The following is a 14,576-nucleotide window of genomic DNA, read 5'->3' on the forward strand; positions in this document are numbered from 1 at the left end:
CCTGATCATGACCTCAGGCCATCCGGGAAATTACACCACCTTGACGGACGTGACCTGTCCGGGTCCGCGCGGGATCGGCCGGGGTCTGGTAGGTCACGGCAGAATGCGGGCGTTCAGTGTCTATTCGGCGGTCCACGCGGCGATCACGACCCGGGCATGAGCCAAGGTTCGGAACGTGGTCTCGTTGAGCAGCTCAACGCGCATGCGTCCGTTGAGGGTTTCCGCACAGTCTCGCTCGGCTTGCCCGGCGCGATGTAATGCCATTCGATCTTTTCCTCCGAGAACCACGGCAGAATAACATCCGAGGTCAGTTCCGTGCCCCTATCCGAGATAATCATTACCTGCTTTCCTCGACGCTCGATCAGCACTGCCAGTTCCCGTACGACGCCCCGACCCGATATCGAGATGCCCGGGATGCTCCCCGACCTTGGACCACCGGAAGCTGGATTTTTCCGGCCATCTCACGATGACGGGCCGGTGGCGCCTTCGGGATAATGTATGGCGATCGGGACGTTATTTCCGATATCGACTGTTCGAGGAATAGAAGAACAAAAGGTTCGTTACCCCATTGGCCGTGGTGGGTCGACCGTTTGAGCACCCTCGCGGGGACATCGACAAGGCCGGCTTGGCTGTCTTCTGCCGAACCGGACCAGCCCTTCCGATTGTCGGAGGAAATTTCCGGTACGCTCGGTCCAACCTTCAACCATTGCTGGCGGCGTAGCTCCGTCCCGATACGCTCTCGGCGTCTCTCAACGACATGGCACGCCGATCTGCAACGACGCGAGGTCCCCTTGCGTCCAAAATCATCTAAAAAAGAGATTGGATTTCATAAAATAATATCGCTGTTTTTTATGTGCCTTCCTCCATTACCTTATCTTAATTCGACACATCGCAGGACCGCACCATGACCACGACCTCTGCCGCCGTGCTGCAAGCGGACCTGCTTGAAAGCTTCCGCGTCGTCGCCACTACACGCCTGCCCGGAGGCGTCAGGATATCCAGCGCCGCCAGAATTCACCATGCGGCGGATTTCGTCATCGACCCTGCAATCAACGACAATGGCGCAATCGGTCGGCGCGAGTTGCCGATATCCGCACATGCCGTCATCCATCGCGCGTCCTGCGAGAATGATCCCGCAGCCATCGAGGTGCCGGCTTCTATCCGCAGCCCTGTCGTAAACCGCAGCGATATCACGGCGGCGGACGATATGAGCGCCTCTGCGCGGGCCGACGGGCCGGCGCTTCTTTATCCCGTCCGCACGAAGGAGGCCCCGGAAGCCGAGATCAAGCGGCAGATCGCCGAAGACCGCTACATCGGCGCCTATGGCAAACCCGCCTGAGCGCACAAAAACCAACAGGAGACCAAGATGACCATTCTGAAATCCCTCGCCATTCTGGCGGGCCTGTCGCTTGCTGCCGCTCCGGCGCTGGCCGACCAGCTTTCCGACATCAAGGCGAAGGGTGGGCTGATCTGCGGCACCATGGGCAACTACGAACCCTTCAGCTTTCCCGATCCCGCGACACGGGAGATCATCGGCTATGAGGTCGATCTGTGCCGAGCCGTGGCCGACGATCTGGGCGTCAAGCTGGAGCTGAAGCTCATCGCGGTCGAGGCGCGGATCCCCGAGCTGACCGAGGGCCGGGTGGATCTGGTCGCCGCCGCACTGGGCTATACAGCCGAACGCGCGCAGCAGATCGACTATTCCAACGCCTCCTTCGTCAGCCTGCAACGGCTGCTGGTCAAGGAAGGCTCCGACATCAAGGCGATGGAGGACCTCTCCGGCAAGAAGGTCAGCGCGCCGAAAGGCTCCAGCTCCGAACGCTTCCTGCGGGAGATCGTGCCGCAGGCCACCATCCTGACCTTCCAGGATCCGCCCGCCGCCTTCCTGGCGCTGCAACAGTCCAAGGTGAAGGCGCTGGCGCTCTCCGAGGTCGCCTCGGTGAAGTTCGTCAATACCGCAGGCGGCGGTTTCGCCTTCCTGCCCGGTGCGATGGCCAAGGAATACTGGGGGCTCGGCCTGCGCAGGAACGAGCCCGCCTTCAAGGAGGCCGTCAATGCCACGCTGACCCGGCTGGAAGAGACGGGCGAGGCGCAGAAGATCTTCGACAAATGGTTCGGCCCCGAAACCCAGTTCAAACTCACCCGCGCCTTCCGCATGAACGAGCCTGTCTCCGACCCGGTGCTGAAACCCGCGCTCTGATCCTGGCAACCCGCCGCCTGGCGTGATGCCGGGCGGCCCGAACGGAAGGGGAAGACCATGGGCGGATCGCTCGATTTCTCTGCCGTCCTGACCGGCGAATACCTGCGCTGGCTTGCGGACGGATTGTGGGTGACGTTGCAACTGACGCTGGGGGCCTGGTGCCTCGCCTTCGGGCTGGCGGTGGTTCTAGCCGTGCTGCGCGCCACCGAATTTCCGCCCGCGGTCTGGTTCGTTTCCGCCTGGGTGGAGGTTCACCAGAACATCCCCCTGCTGGTGCAGGTGCTGTTTTGGTATTTCGCCGTGCCCGAACTGCTGCCGGAGGCTGCCCGCGAATGGCTTTACGAGCGTAACAGCGAATTCATCCTCGCGCTGCTTGCCATCGGCTTCTGCTTTTCCGCCTATATGTCGGAGGCGCTGCGGTCGGGCCTGCGCGCCGTGCCGCGCACCCAGTATGAGGCGGGGCGTACCTTCGGCTTCGGCTATCTCCAGACCATGCGCTACGTGATCGTGCCACAGGCGCTGCGGCTTTCCATACCGCCGCTGGTCAACTATTCGCTGCTGCTGTTCAAGAACACCTCGATCGCCATGGCCATCGGCGTGCATGAACTGACCTACCAGTCACGGCAGATCGAGGCCGACACGTTCCGCACCTTCGAGATCTTCTTCGTGGTGACGGCCATCTACCTGTTCTTTTCGTTCCTCATCATGGCGGTTGGCGGGCTTTACGAACGCCGCAACGCCAGCGCCGCGCGATAGGGGGCAGCCATGATCGACATCATCCACGACTACTGGCTGCTCTTTCTCGTGGGGCAGTATCCCAACGGCCCGCTGGGCGGTCTGGCGGCCACGCTGCTCCTGGCGCTGACGGGTCTGGCACTGGCCTTTCCCTGCGCCATGGCGCTGGCCGTGGCCCGGATCAGCCCGTTCCGCTGGATCAGCCTTCCCGCCGCGGCCATCGTGCATACGGTGCGGGGCATGCCGTTCCTGATGGTCATCTTCTGGAGCTATTTCGCGCTGCCGCATCTGATCGGCTGGCCGATCAGCGGCTTCTGGACGCTGGTGGGGGCGCTGGTGCTTTATGAGAGCGCCTATCTGGCCGAAGCGATCCGCGCCGGCATTCAGTCGCTGCCCAAGGGCCAGACGGAGGCCGCGCGGTCGCTGGGGTTTGGCTATTTTCGCACGCTGGGCTTCGTCGTTCTGCCGCAGGCACTCTACAATTCGCTGCCGAGCCTGATCAGCCAGTTCGTATCGCTCATCAAGGAAACCTCGCTGGGCTATGTGATTTCGGTGAACGAATTCACCTTTGCCGCCGCGCAGGTGAACAGCCAGCTTCTGACCCGTCCGGTCGAGGTGTTCTCGATCCTCGCGCTGACCTACTTCGTGCTCTGCTTCTCCCTGACCCAGACCGCCCGCTGGCTGGAGGGCCGCATCGCCCGCCGCCGGCAGGGCCGCCCCGCCGTCACCCCAATCCTCGCCACGGAGCCTGCACCATGATCCGCTTCGATGCCGTCAACAAGTGGTACACGCCACACCACCAATGCCTGACCGACATAACCGCAGAGGTGAACAAGGGCGAGGTCGTCGTGCTCTGCGGCCCCTCCGGCTCCGGCAAGACGACGCTGATCCGCACCATCAACCGGCTGGAGCCGATCCAGGGCGGGAGGATCACCGTGAACGGGCAGGATACGCAGGCAAAGGGCGCCGACCTGAACCGGATGCGGCGCGACATCGGCTTCGTCTTCCAGCAGTTCAACCTCTTCCCGCATATGTCGGTGCTGGACAACATCACCCTCGCCCCCCGCAAGCTCCGCGGCCTGAGCCGCGCGGCGGCAGAGGAAAAGGCCCACGCGCTTCTGGAACGTGTCGGGCTGGCGGACAAGGCGGGGGCTTTTCCCGGGCAGCTTTCGGGCGGGCAGGCCCAGCGGGTGGCCATCGCGCGGTCGCTGGCCATGGACCCGCCGGTCATCCTCTTCGATGAACCCACATCGGCGCTCGACCCCGAGATGGTGGGGGAGGTGTTGCAGGTGATGAAGGGCCTCGCCCATACCGGCATGACGATGATGTGCGTCACCCATGAGATGGGCTTCGCGCGCGAGGTCGCCGACCGCGTCTGGTTTCTCGACAAGGGCGTGCTGCTGGAGGACGCCTCTCCCGAGACCTTCTTCACCAACCCCCAGCACCCCCGCGCGCAGAAGTTCCTGTCCGACCTGCGACACTGAACGGACCGACACATCCTGCGGTTGCCGCGCGATCCCGTCGCGCGGCCCGATCCCCTGCACCCCTAGAAAGGATGCCCCATGTATTCCGGGCCCGTGTTCGACATGGCGAAGACGCAGTTCCAGCGCATCGCCGACCACCTCGACATCCCGCAAGATCAGCGCGAGCGGTTGCTGATGCCCAAGCGTCTGGTCGCGGTTTCCTGCCCGATCCACCGCGACGACGGATCGACCGCCGTGTTCCAGGGCTACCGCGTGCAGCACCACCTGACGCTGGGCCCGACAAAGGGCGGCACCCGCTTTGCCCCTTCGGTCGATGTGGGCGAGGTGGCTGCGCTGGCGGTCTGGATGAGCTGGAAATGCGCGCTGGCCGGGCTGCCCTATGGCGGGGCCAAGGGCGGCATCACCGTCGATCCGCGTGCGCTGTCCCCCCACGAACTGGAGGCACTGTCGCGCCGCTACATGCAGGAGCTGATCCCCTTCGTCAGCCCGCATACCGATGTGATGGCCCCTGACATGGGCACCAACGAACAGGTCATGGCATGGTTCATGGACACCTATTCCATGTACGCGGGCCACACCGTCAATGAAATCGTTACCGGCAAGCCGGTCTGGTGCGGCGGCACGCTGGGCCGGCGCGAGGCGACGGGCCGTGGCGTCGCCCACTGCACGCTGCGCGCGATGGATCTGATCGGAATGGTGCCGCAAGGCGCCACTGCCATCGTCCAGGGCTTCGGCAATGTCGGGGCGATCTCGGCGCTGTCGCTGGCGGAGCATGGCGTGAAGATCGTCGGCGCTTCCGACCACACGGGGGCCTATTATGATCCCCGCGGCCTCGACGTTCAGGCGATGTCGGCCCATGCCCAGGCGCATGGCTCGCTGGCGGGCTTTTCGACCGAGCTGGCCTTCGACCCGGAAGAGCTGCTGACCCAGCCCTGCGATGTGCTGATCCCCGCGGCGCTGGAACGGGCGATCACCGCCGGCAATGCGGCGGACCTGAAATGCCGCATTCTCGCCGAAGGCGCGAACGGTCCGACCACCCCCGGCGCGGATGAGATCATCGACGACCGGGGGGATATCTTCGTCATCCCCGACATCCTGTGCAACTCCGGCGGGGTGATCGTCAGCTACTTCGAATGGGTGCAGGATCTGCAACGCTATTTCTGGACGGAGGACGAGGTGATGCGCAAGCTCTACGAAGCACTGGATCGCTCCCTCGGCCAGGTGCTGGACATGGCGAAAGCGCGCGGCCTCTCGCATCGCAACGCCGCGCTCGCGATCGGGGTGGAGACGGTGCGCCGCGCCAAGGAGACCCGCGGCCTGTTCCCGTGACCGCTGTTCGGCGATAGCCCGTGATCGGCAAAAGGCGGGACGACCACAATTGCAGCAACAGACAAGTCGTCCCCCAGCCCCAGCCGTTCATCAGCGCGCCGCCAGACCTCTGAAAACCGCCGAAAGCAAGGCGAGCCGGGTTTGATGATTACCACGGGCCGGGATAATTCTGCACCCGACATGTACTCATCACCCGGCACTCCGTCCTCGCCTGCGGGTGAGGCCGTCTCCCGCATAGCCATCCTTCCCAAATGGCATCGAGACCGGAATGGATATGCGCGCAGGGATGCCGACGAGGATGGATGGCCCCCCTTGTCAGGATTGACGAGCGATATGCCAAAAGCTCACGGCGAAGGCAGTGGCGCGTTGGAAATAGCCAGCAGCCGACGGGATATTGCGTATCATCTGCCGCACGACCCCGGTGGTCATTTGATGGACAGAACCAGAAACCGCCGAGCAGATTCCCCGACGGATCCGATATCCTGCGTCGGACCCTCGTCTATAGATCGGCGAAGTCCCACCAACACGATCCGCTTGCTAACCACGCGATGGACGGGGAGAACCCGTTCCCCGGCAATCGTAACCTTGCGGGTGGGCTCGACGGGCCTTACACGGGACAGGCTGCCAGTAGCGTGAATTGTAGAATTGCGCGCCTTCGCCCCTGTGTGATCGAGACGATGGAGCGAACCGGATCAGCGCATCTGCAGGGACAGCCGCTCATAAAGCTCGACAGTGGCATTCAACGCGGCCGGAACCACACCGGTGAAGCTGGCGAAGCCGTGGTTGAGGCTGTCGTAAATGCGCAGGTCCAGCGGCACGCCCGCCGTGCAGAGCGCGGCGGCGAAGGCCAGATTGTCCGCATGCAGATAGTCATGCCGTCCCGTCCCGAGGATCACCGGCGCGACGCCCCGCAAATCCGCAGTGATGGGCGAGGCGCGCCAGTCTGCGGCGGTCTTCACGTAATCCGGGCCGAGATATTTGGGCTCCACCGGCGTCGGCTTGCCCGTGCGCCGGCGGAAATCGGTCAGCGGATAGCACAGCAACTGGGCCCTGAGCGGTAGCCCCGCGTCGCGGGCGTGAAGCGCGGCCACCGCCGCCAGATTGCCCCCCGCGCTGTCCCCGGCGACGGCAAGGCGGGCGGGATCGCCGCCCAGCTCGCCGATATGCGCGGCCACCCATTCCAGCGCCGCGATCGCGTCGAGCGGCGCCGCCGGAAACGGATGTTCCGGCGCCAGACGATAATCGACGTTCACCACCACCGCGCCGGAGACATCGGCCAGCCGGCAGGCATGCGCATGATGGCTCTCCAGATCGCCGATGATCCAGCCGCCGCCATGCAGATAAAGCACGGTGGCGCCCGACGGCTCCAGCGGGCGGATGACGCGCACCGGAATGGCGCCGCCGGGCCCGGGAACCAAGCGCGGCTCGGACCCGGCCACGGGAATGTCCGGGCTGGGGTAGAACGCATTCCGGATCGCCCAGCCGTGCGCGCGCGCCTCTCCGCCGGTCGCGGCCGAGAACGGCTCCGGATAGCCTTCGGCGACGCGGCGGCGATCCATATCCGCAATGATCGGGTCCAGCATGGACATGTTCCTTTGATGTGGGGGCCGGTCAGCTGCGTGGACGGATCTTCGTGATGTCGATCACGATGCTCTGCCCGATCTCCGGCACTTCGACATTGCTCGTGGCGAGATAGGCTGCATCGACACCGATGACCGGCAGGAACCAGGCCAGTTCGACAACCTTGGCATAGACCGCGTCCCACGCCTGCCGGGCCTCCTCCCCCGTGAGACGGGAGGCCGCGGCGATCAGCGCGCTGAGCTCCGGGTCGCTGGAGGCATAGGGGTTGAGCGAGCCGTTCGGGCTCAGCGTCTGCACCATGGCAAGGTTCGGCACCCCGGAGTTGGTGTTGAACAGCAACGTCTCGATCTTGCGCTCCTTGCGGGCCTGAAGCGAGGCGCCGATGCCCTGATAGATCTCCGGCTCCAGCGTCACGCCGATCTGGCTGAGCTGGTCGGCATAGGCCTGAAACAGCGCATTGTTCAGCGTGTTGCTGACGTACCCCGCCTTCACCGTCAGGCCGTCTGCAAAGCCCGCCTCCGCCAGCAGCGCCTTGGCGGCATCCACATCGAAGGGATACACGGCCTCATTGCCCTCCTGATAGCCGTCGAAACCCTTCACCTGCAGCTGTGCCGTACCATAGGCCAGATCACCGAACATGGCCTGCGCGACCAGGTTGCGGTCGATGCCCATGTTGAGCGCGCGGCGCACGCGGACATCGCCCAGGGCGGGGTTGATGTCGCCCGCGCGGTCCATCAGCACCAGACCGGCCCATTGCACCGGTGAATGGATCAGCCTGATCCTGTCGCCGAGGATGCTGCGGTTCATATGCGCGGTCATCGGGTCGGAGATCAGCACGTTCAACTGATTGGCCCGCAGCGCCTGGACACCCGAATTCTGGTCGAGGAAGACCGAGACCTTGATCCTGTCCCAGTGCCGCGCCTCCTGGTCATAGTAAGACGGATTGGGCAGATAGGTGTAGCTCTTGCCTGAAACGGAAGCGTCGGCGTCCAGCACATAGGGCCCGGCGCCGCAGCTTTTCGTCAGCAGGGTTTCGGGATTGTCCACACCGGCGGGGCAGATGATCCAGCCCGCGTTCCAATTGTGGTCGAACAGCTTCATCGCAACCGGGGTCGGTTCAGAGAAGATCATGGTCAGCACATGGTCCGACACCACCTCCACCCCGGTCAACTTGGCGAGGTTCGCGGCGAAGGGGCCGCTGCGGCCGATGAAGTAGTCGATGGATTTCTTGACGGCGGCGGCATCGACCGCCTCGCCGTTTGAAAAGGTGACCCCTTCGCGCAGGGTCACCGTCAACACCTTGAGATCGTCCGACATCTCCCAGCTGGTGGCCAGCGCGGGTTCCAGCGACCCGTCGGCGAGCGTGCGCACCAGCGGTTCATAGGTTGGGAACAGCCAGGTCCCGGCCCGGCCATTGCCAGAAAGAGCGGGGTCAAGGCTGAGCGGGGCAAAGGGGTTGCCGACAGTCAGCACATTCTCCTGCGCTACCGCCGGGGCAGCGGCCAGCGCGGCGGCGAGCCCGCCTGCCGCAAGAAGCCTGCTTAGCAGGCGGGGTTTGGCATTCGTCATCAGAGCGTCCTCCCTGGAATTTTTCTGGCGTCAGACCGCAGCGCTGATCCGGCGCATTTCCCGCCAAGCCTGACGGCGCTGGCGCTGCGCCACGGGATCCGGCACCGGGGCGGCGGCCAGAAGCGTGCGGGTATAGGGGTGCTGCGGGTTCTCCAGGATCCGCCCGGCATCGCCCTCCTCCACGATCTCGCCGCGGAAGATGACCATCGCGCGGCGCGACACATGGCGCACCACGGTCAGGTCGTGCGAGATGAACAGCAGCGTGAGCTTCATCTCCTTTTGCAGGTCGTTCAGCAGGTTAAGCACCTGCGCCTGCACGGAGAGGTCGAGCGCGGAGACGGGTTCATCGCAGACCACCAGCTTGGGCCGCGCGATCACGGCGCGGGCCACCGCGATGCGCTGGCGCTGGCCGCCGGAGAATTCGGACGGAAACCGTTCCACCGTATCGGCAGGCATGCCGACGATATCGAGGATGGCGCGGATCCGGCGGGAGATCTCCGCCGAATTCCGTTCGCCCGCCGCCATCAGCGGCTCCGCCAGCGTCTGGCCGATGGTGCGCACCGGGTTGAGGGAGCTGTAGGGGTCCTGAAAGATTACCTGGATCTCGCGGCCGAGCGCCCGCCGGCGGCTGCGCGGCAGGTAGGTGATGTCCTCTCCGGCATAGGTGACGGTTCCGCTGGCCGCTGTGACGCGGCCGAGGATGACATTGCCGATGGTGGATTCGCCGGAGCCGGATTCACCGACAAGGCCCAGCGTCTCCCCCTCCGCCAGATCGAAGCTGACGGAATTCAGCGCCTGAAAGCCGCCGAAGTTCACACTGATGTCGCGCAACGACAGAAGCGGGGCGTCGGTCACGGCGCGGCTCCTTCCATGGCGTTGAACGTGTCGCGGATGGTCGGCAGGCGGCTGCCCACCGCCGTGCCGTGCGGATTGGCGGCCAGCAGCGCGCGGGTGTAGCGGTGCGACGGCCGGGCAAAGAGGTCCTCGATATCGGCATCCTCCAGCTTCCGGCCGCGGAACATCACCAGCGCGCGGTCGCAGATGTCGGCCACCACGCCCCAGTCATGCGTCACCAGCAGCGTGGCCATCCCGCGCTGTTCCGTGGCGTGGCGGATCAGGTCGAGGATCTCCGCCTGCACCGTGACGTCGAGCGCGGTGGTCGGCTCATCCGCCAACAGGATCTTTGGCTGCGGCAGCAGGGTGCGGGCGATGCCCACGCGCTGCGCCATGCCGCCGGACACCTGATGCGGATATTTGCGCATCACCGCCTCCGCATCCGGGATCTGCACCTGTTCCAGCGCCTCCAGCGCCCGACGGCGCGCCTCGGCCCCGGAACCGGCGCCATGCATCCGCGCGACCTCCGCCAATTGGCTGCCGATGGTGAAGCACGGGTCCAGCGCCGCCATCGGTTCCTGAAAGATCATACCGATCTGCCGCCCGCGAAGCGGGGTGAGCGAGGCCGTATCACGCAGATCATATTCGCGCCCGTCGAACAGCATCCGCCCGGAGACCACCCGCGTTCCCGCTGGCAGCAGCCCGATCAGCGCAAGGCTGCCCAGCGTCTTGCCGGACCCGGACTCGCCCACCAGCCCCAGCGTCTGCCCCGGCTTAATGTCATAGCCGAGATCGTCAACCAGCGCGGTTTCCACCCCGTTCTTGCGGGTGACGATGGTCAGCCCGCGCAGCGAGAGCACCGCGTTGCGGTCAAAGGGTTCGCTGTCCCGGCCGGGGGCCACCGTCGCACCCATCGCCCGCCCCTTCGCCACCGGCGCAGACCAGCGGTCGGCCAGTACGTCGCGGAGCGTATCGCCCAGAAGGCCGAAGGCGAGGATCGTCAGCGCCACCGCAGCGCCCGACGGCACCAGCAGCCACTGGAAATCGTTTATCGCCAGCGAGGCCTCATAGATCATGCCGCCCCAGCTCGGCTGCGGTGGCGGGGCGCCGAGGCCCAGAAAGCTGATACCGGTCTGGATCAGCACCGCCAGCGCGGCAAAGATCGACAGCTGCACGATGATCGGCCCGATGATCCGCGGCAGGACATGGCGCAGGATGATCTGCCCGTCGCCCAGCCCGGTGATGCGCGCCGCCTCGATATAAAGCTCGCCCCGGATCGACAACACCGCCGCCCGGACCACCCGCGCGATATTGGCGGACCCGATCACCCCCACCGTCGCCATCGCCACCGTCATGTTGCGGTTAAAGATGGTGATGATGACCAGCAGGATGATGATGTTCGGCAGCGTCATGATGATCTCAAGGATCATGCCGATCACCCGGTCGGTCTTGCGGCCGAAATACCCCGCCAGAACGCCCATCCCCACGCCGAGAACGCCCGCCACGGCAAGCGCCTGAACAACGCCTGTCAGAGTGGCCGCGCCGCCGTGCAGAAGCCGGCTGAGGATGTCGCGCCCGAAGGCGTCGGTGCCCAGCGGATGCTGCATGCTGGGCAGTTGCTTGATGGCCAGCAGGTTCTGGCGCACCGGGTCATAGGCGCTGAGCTGATCTGCAAAGATCGATGCCAGCACGATCAGGACCAGCCAGCCGATGGCCATGAACCCAAGCGGCCGGAGCAGTACCGAAAGAATGACCGGCTGGCGCCGGTGCCGCACCTCGGGCTCGAAAACGGAAGCGACAGACGTCATTGCAAGCGCACCTTCGGGTTGAGCCAGCCATAGCTGAGGTCGACCAGCAGATTGACGGTGATGGTCAGCAAAGTGAAATAGAGCGTCGCCCCCTGCAGCAGCGCGACATCGCTGTTCAGCGCCGCCTCCACGGCAAGGCTGCCCATGCCCGGCAGGACGAAGACATGCTCGACGAAGACCGTCCCGCTGATCGCGCTGACCGTGACCAGCCCGATCACCGTCACCACCGGCAGCGAGGCATTGCGCAGCGCATGGCGGAAGATGATCCGCCGCTCCGGCAGGCCGCTGGCGCGCAGGGCGCGGATGAAGTCGCGACGCATCACCTCGCCCATCGAATCGCGGGTCTGTTTGGCGATGGTGGTGATCGAATGCAGGGCAACCGAAATCACCGGCAGTACGAGGCCCACGAACCAGGCCCAGGGGTTCTGGGAGAACGGCGTATAACCGACGGCGGGGAACCATTGCAGCCAGACTGCGAACACGGAGATCAGCACCAGAGCCACCCAGAAGCTTGGGAAGATCAGCGCCACGATCGAGATGACATCGACCGCCCTCCCGATGAAGCCTCCGCGCAGCGCGGAAATCAGGCCGAGAGACACCCCGATCGCGACACAGACCAGCAGCGAGCCGAGAATGATCGACAGCGACACGAAGAAGCGGTCATTGAGCATCTGCACCACGCTTTCGCCGGTGAAATGCGATTTGCCCAGATCGCCCTGCACGGCGTTGATCAGCCAGTGCCCGTATTGTTCCAGCACCGGTTTGTCGAGGCCGAGTTCGGCGCGCAATTCGTCATAGCGGGCGATGGAGGTTTCACCCTGCAGAATCGTCGCGGCAAGGTCTCCAGGCGCAAAGCTGTTCAGAACGAAAGTGAGCAGCGTGACGATCAGGATCAGCGGTGCCGAAACGGCAATCCGGTTCAGGACGAGCCTAAACACGGCAGAACTCCGCCTGGATGGCGTGAATGGTCATGACAGCAATCCCCCCGTTGGTTTTTTGAACCGACTAGAACAATAAATCCGGCGCGACCATTGTCAAGCGGGGATCGGCATGCCACAGTGATCTCCATGACAGAGACGCCAACAGAATGTAAAAAAACGGAAAATGCCGCTCACTCCGGCCGAGGACGGCGTCGTTTCGAAGACGGAATGGATGCGGCTACCCTGGCGGAGGCTACCCGCGCAGACATTCTTGCCAATGCAAAGCTGGCCTTCATGTCGAATGGATTCGATGGCACCAGCGTCAACGAGATCGCGCGCAACACGCAGACCAGCAAGCGCATGATCTACTATTATTTCGGCAGCAAGGACGGCCTCTACCGCGCTGTTCTGGAGGACGCCTACTCACAGGCGAGTCAGGCGCGGAGCCTCGACAGGCTCGACCTGCTGGAGCCGGTGGAGGCCCTGAAAGCCTATGCCGCGCGGGCCTTCGACAACCACTACCAGAACCCCGATTTCGTCCGGCTGGTCATGGCTGAAAACCTCAATCAAGCCAGAACCCTGCGCGATTCCCCGGCGATCAGCGAGCGGACGCAGCGAAGCCTCGGCTATCTGGATGATGTTCTAACGCGCGGCAAGCAAAGCGGCGTTTTTCGCCAGGATTGTGATCTGGTCGATCTGTATCTGGTCATCATCTCGCTCAGCTTCTACTCGATCTCCAACCAGTCGACCGTGGCGATTTCGCTCGGCATAGACATGGCGGATCCGGCGCAGCTCGACCGCCGCCGGGCATTGATCGTGGAAAACGCCCTGCGTTTCGCACTCCGCGCGCCGTTGGAGCCAGCCTGAGATAACTGATTTAATTAGGTTTTCTCGTTTCCGCCTTGAGGGTCGAGACGAGTAATGGCACGGCATTCGCCGGAATCATGATCAGATAGCAGGATTCCGCTGGCCACTGAGCGGAGGTTCACTGCCTCGACCAGAGGCCGAACTGGCGGATTTCTCTTGGCTTACCGATGCGCAATGGGCTTGGATCAAGCCGTTGTCGCGCACTGATATGCGCTGCAAACCGCGTCTAGAATGATCGCTGGATGCCGAGCGGTATCGTCCATGCTAGTTTGCAGCGGCAGCCCGTGGGCTCATTGCGCTGGCGTCCAAAGCGCTGAAAAGACGCGCTTCGTCCGCGGGTCGTTTCAATGTTAGGGGGAGATGCGCCGTGCCAGTCGTTGCAGCCCTTCCGAAGCGGCGGCAGGAACAGTCTTTGCGTTCTCCCCGGGTCGCGCTTGGGAGACAAACACGCACGCATCCAGAGGCGCCGGCACGGCTTGCAGGTCTTCCTGCGAGATAGGCGGATCGAGTTCCACTCCAGCAGCGTCGAAAACCGATCAGATAATCACTGTGAACAAGAGAGCCACCCTATTCGCCGGCATTATGAAGGCGGGCAGGTCTGGGGCTAAAATCCCTTATCAAGACCGCAGACACCAACGGCGTCGCACCCAGCCTACCTCAAGGCCACACTCGAAGTCATCGCCACCGGTGATCAAAACCGGATCAGCAGCGCGGGCACGGCGGCCCTTCCTCCCCCTTAAGAGGGAAACCCTTCTTCAATCTCGCCGGAAAACTCTACGGCCTCACTTCATTATCCCTAGTCAAACTGTCCAAATCAACTGCGTACAATCTGCAAAGAGAGAGTCACACTCTGGACAAGAACGGATTGAACCTGAGGAAGCGGAGTGCTACGAGGAAGCGCTTAAACCGGAGACGGTACGCCGCGTTAGCTCAGTTGGTAGAGCAACCGCCTTGTAAGCGGTAGGTCGTCCGTTCAAGTCGGACACGCGGCACCAGTCGCCGGCTCCTCGTCAATGCGGCATAACCCTGCACTTTTTGGCGTTTTTGCTATCTCTTTCACCCGATTCCCCGCAATCGTCTGGAACAATGCTAGATCTTTGGTCGTCATGCATTCTTCCAGGACTTTACCGCCGTTAGCGGTTGACTATTTCCAGAATGCACATGGCATTCGCCCCGGCTTCAGGAGCAACCCTGGGGTAATCCCCCCATTTTTAGCGGGGTGCATCCGTAGAATTCACACGGCCATCTT

General features: G+C 63.7%; 12 protein-coding genes, 1 tRNA gene and 1 pseudogene. 8 read left to right on the forward strand and 6 right to left on the reverse strand.

The genetic code is table 11. The features are described from left to right. Positions 1–76: 76 nt before the first annotated feature. A pseudogene (locus tag RT513_RS19615) lies at positions 77–419 on the reverse strand (integrase core domain-containing protein); the annotation flags it as partial. Between the two features lie 485 nt (positions 420–904). Between RT513_RS19615 and RT513_RS19620 the strand changes: the two are divergent. The 6 genes from RT513_RS19620 (at position 905) to RT513_RS19645 (ending at position 5,748) form a co-directional block, all read left to right on the forward strand. After that, on the forward strand, positions 905–1,339 hold the full coding sequence (locus RT513_RS19620) for a hypothetical protein (protein WP_290687223.1): 435 nt from the start codon (positions 905–907) through the stop codon (positions 1,337–1,339). A 27-nt stretch (positions 1,340–1,366) separates the two neighbouring features. Then, positions 1,367–2,200, forward strand: a complete 834-nt coding sequence (locus tag RT513_RS19625; protein ID WP_088214580.1) for an ABC transporter substrate-binding protein — start codon at positions 1,367–1,369, stop codon at positions 2,198–2,200. 57 nt (positions 2,201–2,257) lie between these two features. After that, on the forward strand, positions 2,258–2,956 hold the full coding sequence (locus RT513_RS19630) for an amino acid ABC transporter permease (RefSeq protein ID WP_088214579.1): 699 nt from the start codon (positions 2,258–2,260) through the stop codon (positions 2,954–2,956). A 9-nt stretch (positions 2,957–2,965) separates the two neighbouring features. Continuing rightward, a complete protein-coding gene (locus RT513_RS19635) occupies positions 2,966–3,694 on the forward strand; it encodes an amino acid ABC transporter permease (RefSeq protein WP_088214578.1) in 729 nt (242 codons plus the stop codon). Further along, on the forward strand, positions 3,691–4,419 hold the full coding sequence (locus tag RT513_RS19640; RefSeq protein ID WP_290687219.1) for an amino acid ABC transporter ATP-binding protein: 729 nt from the start codon (positions 3,691–3,693) through the stop codon (positions 4,417–4,419). The genes RT513_RS19635 and RT513_RS19640 overlap by 4 nt, the downstream gene beginning before the upstream one ends. 78 nt (positions 4,420–4,497) lie before the next feature. Then, complete coding sequence (locus RT513_RS19645) at positions 4,498–5,748, forward strand: Glu/Leu/Phe/Val family dehydrogenase (RefSeq protein WP_088214576.1); 1,251 nt, start codon at positions 4,498–4,500, stop codon at positions 5,746–5,748. A 692-nt stretch (positions 5,749–6,440) separates the two neighbouring features. Here the strand turns inward: RT513_RS19645 and RT513_RS19650 are convergent. Genes RT513_RS19650 through RT513_RS19670 form a run of 5 tightly spaced genes read right to left on the reverse strand, consistent with a single transcriptional unit; the run spans position 6,441 to position 12,478 of the window. Then, the gene (locus RT513_RS19650) at positions 6,441–7,337 is read right to left on the reverse strand and encodes an alpha/beta hydrolase (RefSeq protein ID WP_088214575.1); all 897 of its coding nucleotides are present in this window, start codon (positions 7,335–7,337) and stop codon (positions 6,441–6,443) included. A gap of 22 nt (positions 7,338–7,359) precedes the next feature. After that, positions 7,360–8,898, reverse strand: a complete 1,539-nt coding sequence (locus tag RT513_RS19655) for an ABC transporter substrate-binding protein (RefSeq protein ID WP_290687216.1) — start codon at positions 8,896–8,898, stop codon at positions 7,360–7,362. 30 nt (positions 8,899–8,928) lie between these two features. Then, positions 8,929–9,753 (reverse strand): ATP-binding cassette domain-containing protein, encoded by an 825-nt coding sequence (locus RT513_RS19660; protein ID WP_290687214.1) that lies wholly within the window; start codon positions 9,751–9,753, stop codon positions 8,929–8,931. Next, positions 9,750–11,540: a dipeptide/oligopeptide/nickel ABC transporter permease/ATP-binding protein gene (locus tag RT513_RS19665; protein WP_290687212.1), complete on the reverse strand. Its 1,791-nt coding sequence runs from the start codon at positions 11,538–11,540 to the stop codon at positions 9,750–9,752. Before RT513_RS19665 ends, RT513_RS19660 begins: the two co-directional genes overlap by 4 nt. Further along, on the reverse strand, positions 11,537–12,478 hold the full coding sequence (locus RT513_RS19670; RefSeq protein ID WP_290687209.1) for an ABC transporter permease: 942 nt from the start codon (positions 12,476–12,478) through the stop codon (positions 11,537–11,539). The genes RT513_RS19665 and RT513_RS19670 overlap by 4 nt, the downstream gene beginning before the upstream one ends. A gap of 210 nt (positions 12,479–12,688) precedes the next feature. Here RT513_RS19670 and RT513_RS19675 point away from each other — a divergent pair, with 210 nt between their 5' ends. Both RT513_RS19675 and RT513_RS19680 read left to right on the forward strand, forming a co-directional pair. After that, positions 12,689–13,327, forward strand: a complete 639-nt coding sequence (locus tag RT513_RS19675) for a TetR/AcrR family transcriptional regulator (protein ID WP_290687207.1) — start codon at positions 12,689–12,691, stop codon at positions 13,325–13,327. A 919-nt stretch (positions 13,328–14,246) separates the two neighbouring features. Continuing rightward, positions 14,247–14,322 (forward strand) — tRNA-Thr (locus RT513_RS19680). Positions 14,323–14,576: the final 254 nt, after the last annotated feature.

Source organism: Haematobacter sp. (genome assembly GCF_032102465.1).
GTDB lineage: Bacteria > Pseudomonadota > Alphaproteobacteria > Rhodobacterales > Rhodobacteraceae > Haematobacter.

Bases quoted from the DNA above. Each gene is read 5' to 3' on its own strand.
- RT513_RS19650 (WP_088214575.1), bottom strand. From the start codon at position 7,337: ATGTCCATGCTGGACCCGATCATTGCGGATATGGATCGCCGCCGCGTC.
- RT513_RS19625 (WP_088214580.1), top strand. From the start codon at position 1,367: ATGACCATTCTGAAATCCCTCGCCATTCTGGCGGGCCTGTCGCTTGCT.
- RT513_RS19645 (WP_088214576.1), top strand. From the start codon at position 4,498: ATGTATTCCGGGCCCGTGTTCGACATGGCGAAGACGCAGTTCCAGCGC.
- RT513_RS19630 (WP_088214579.1), top strand. From the start codon at position 2,258: ATGGGCGGATCGCTCGATTTCTCTGCCGTCCTGACCGGCGAATACCTG.
- RT513_RS19665 (WP_290687212.1), bottom strand. From the start codon at position 11,540: ATGACGTCTGTCGCTTCCGTTTTCGAGCCCGAGGTGCGGCACCGGCGC.
- RT513_RS19655 (WP_290687216.1), bottom strand. From the start codon at position 8,898: ATGACGAATGCCAAACCCCGCCTGCTAAGCAGGCTTCTTGCGGCAGGC.
- RT513_RS19635 (WP_088214578.1), top strand. From the start codon at position 2,966: ATGATCGACATCATCCACGACTACTGGCTGCTCTTTCTCGTGGGGCAG.
- RT513_RS19640 (WP_290687219.1), top strand. From the start codon at position 3,691: ATGATCCGCTTCGATGCCGTCAACAAGTGGTACACGCCACACCACCAA.
- RT513_RS19675 (WP_290687207.1), top strand. From the start codon at position 12,689: ATGGATGCGGCTACCCTGGCGGAGGCTACCCGCGCAGACATTCTTGCC.
- RT513_RS19620 (WP_290687223.1), top strand. From the start codon at position 905: ATGACCACGACCTCTGCCGCCGTGCTGCAAGCGGACCTGCTTGAAAGC.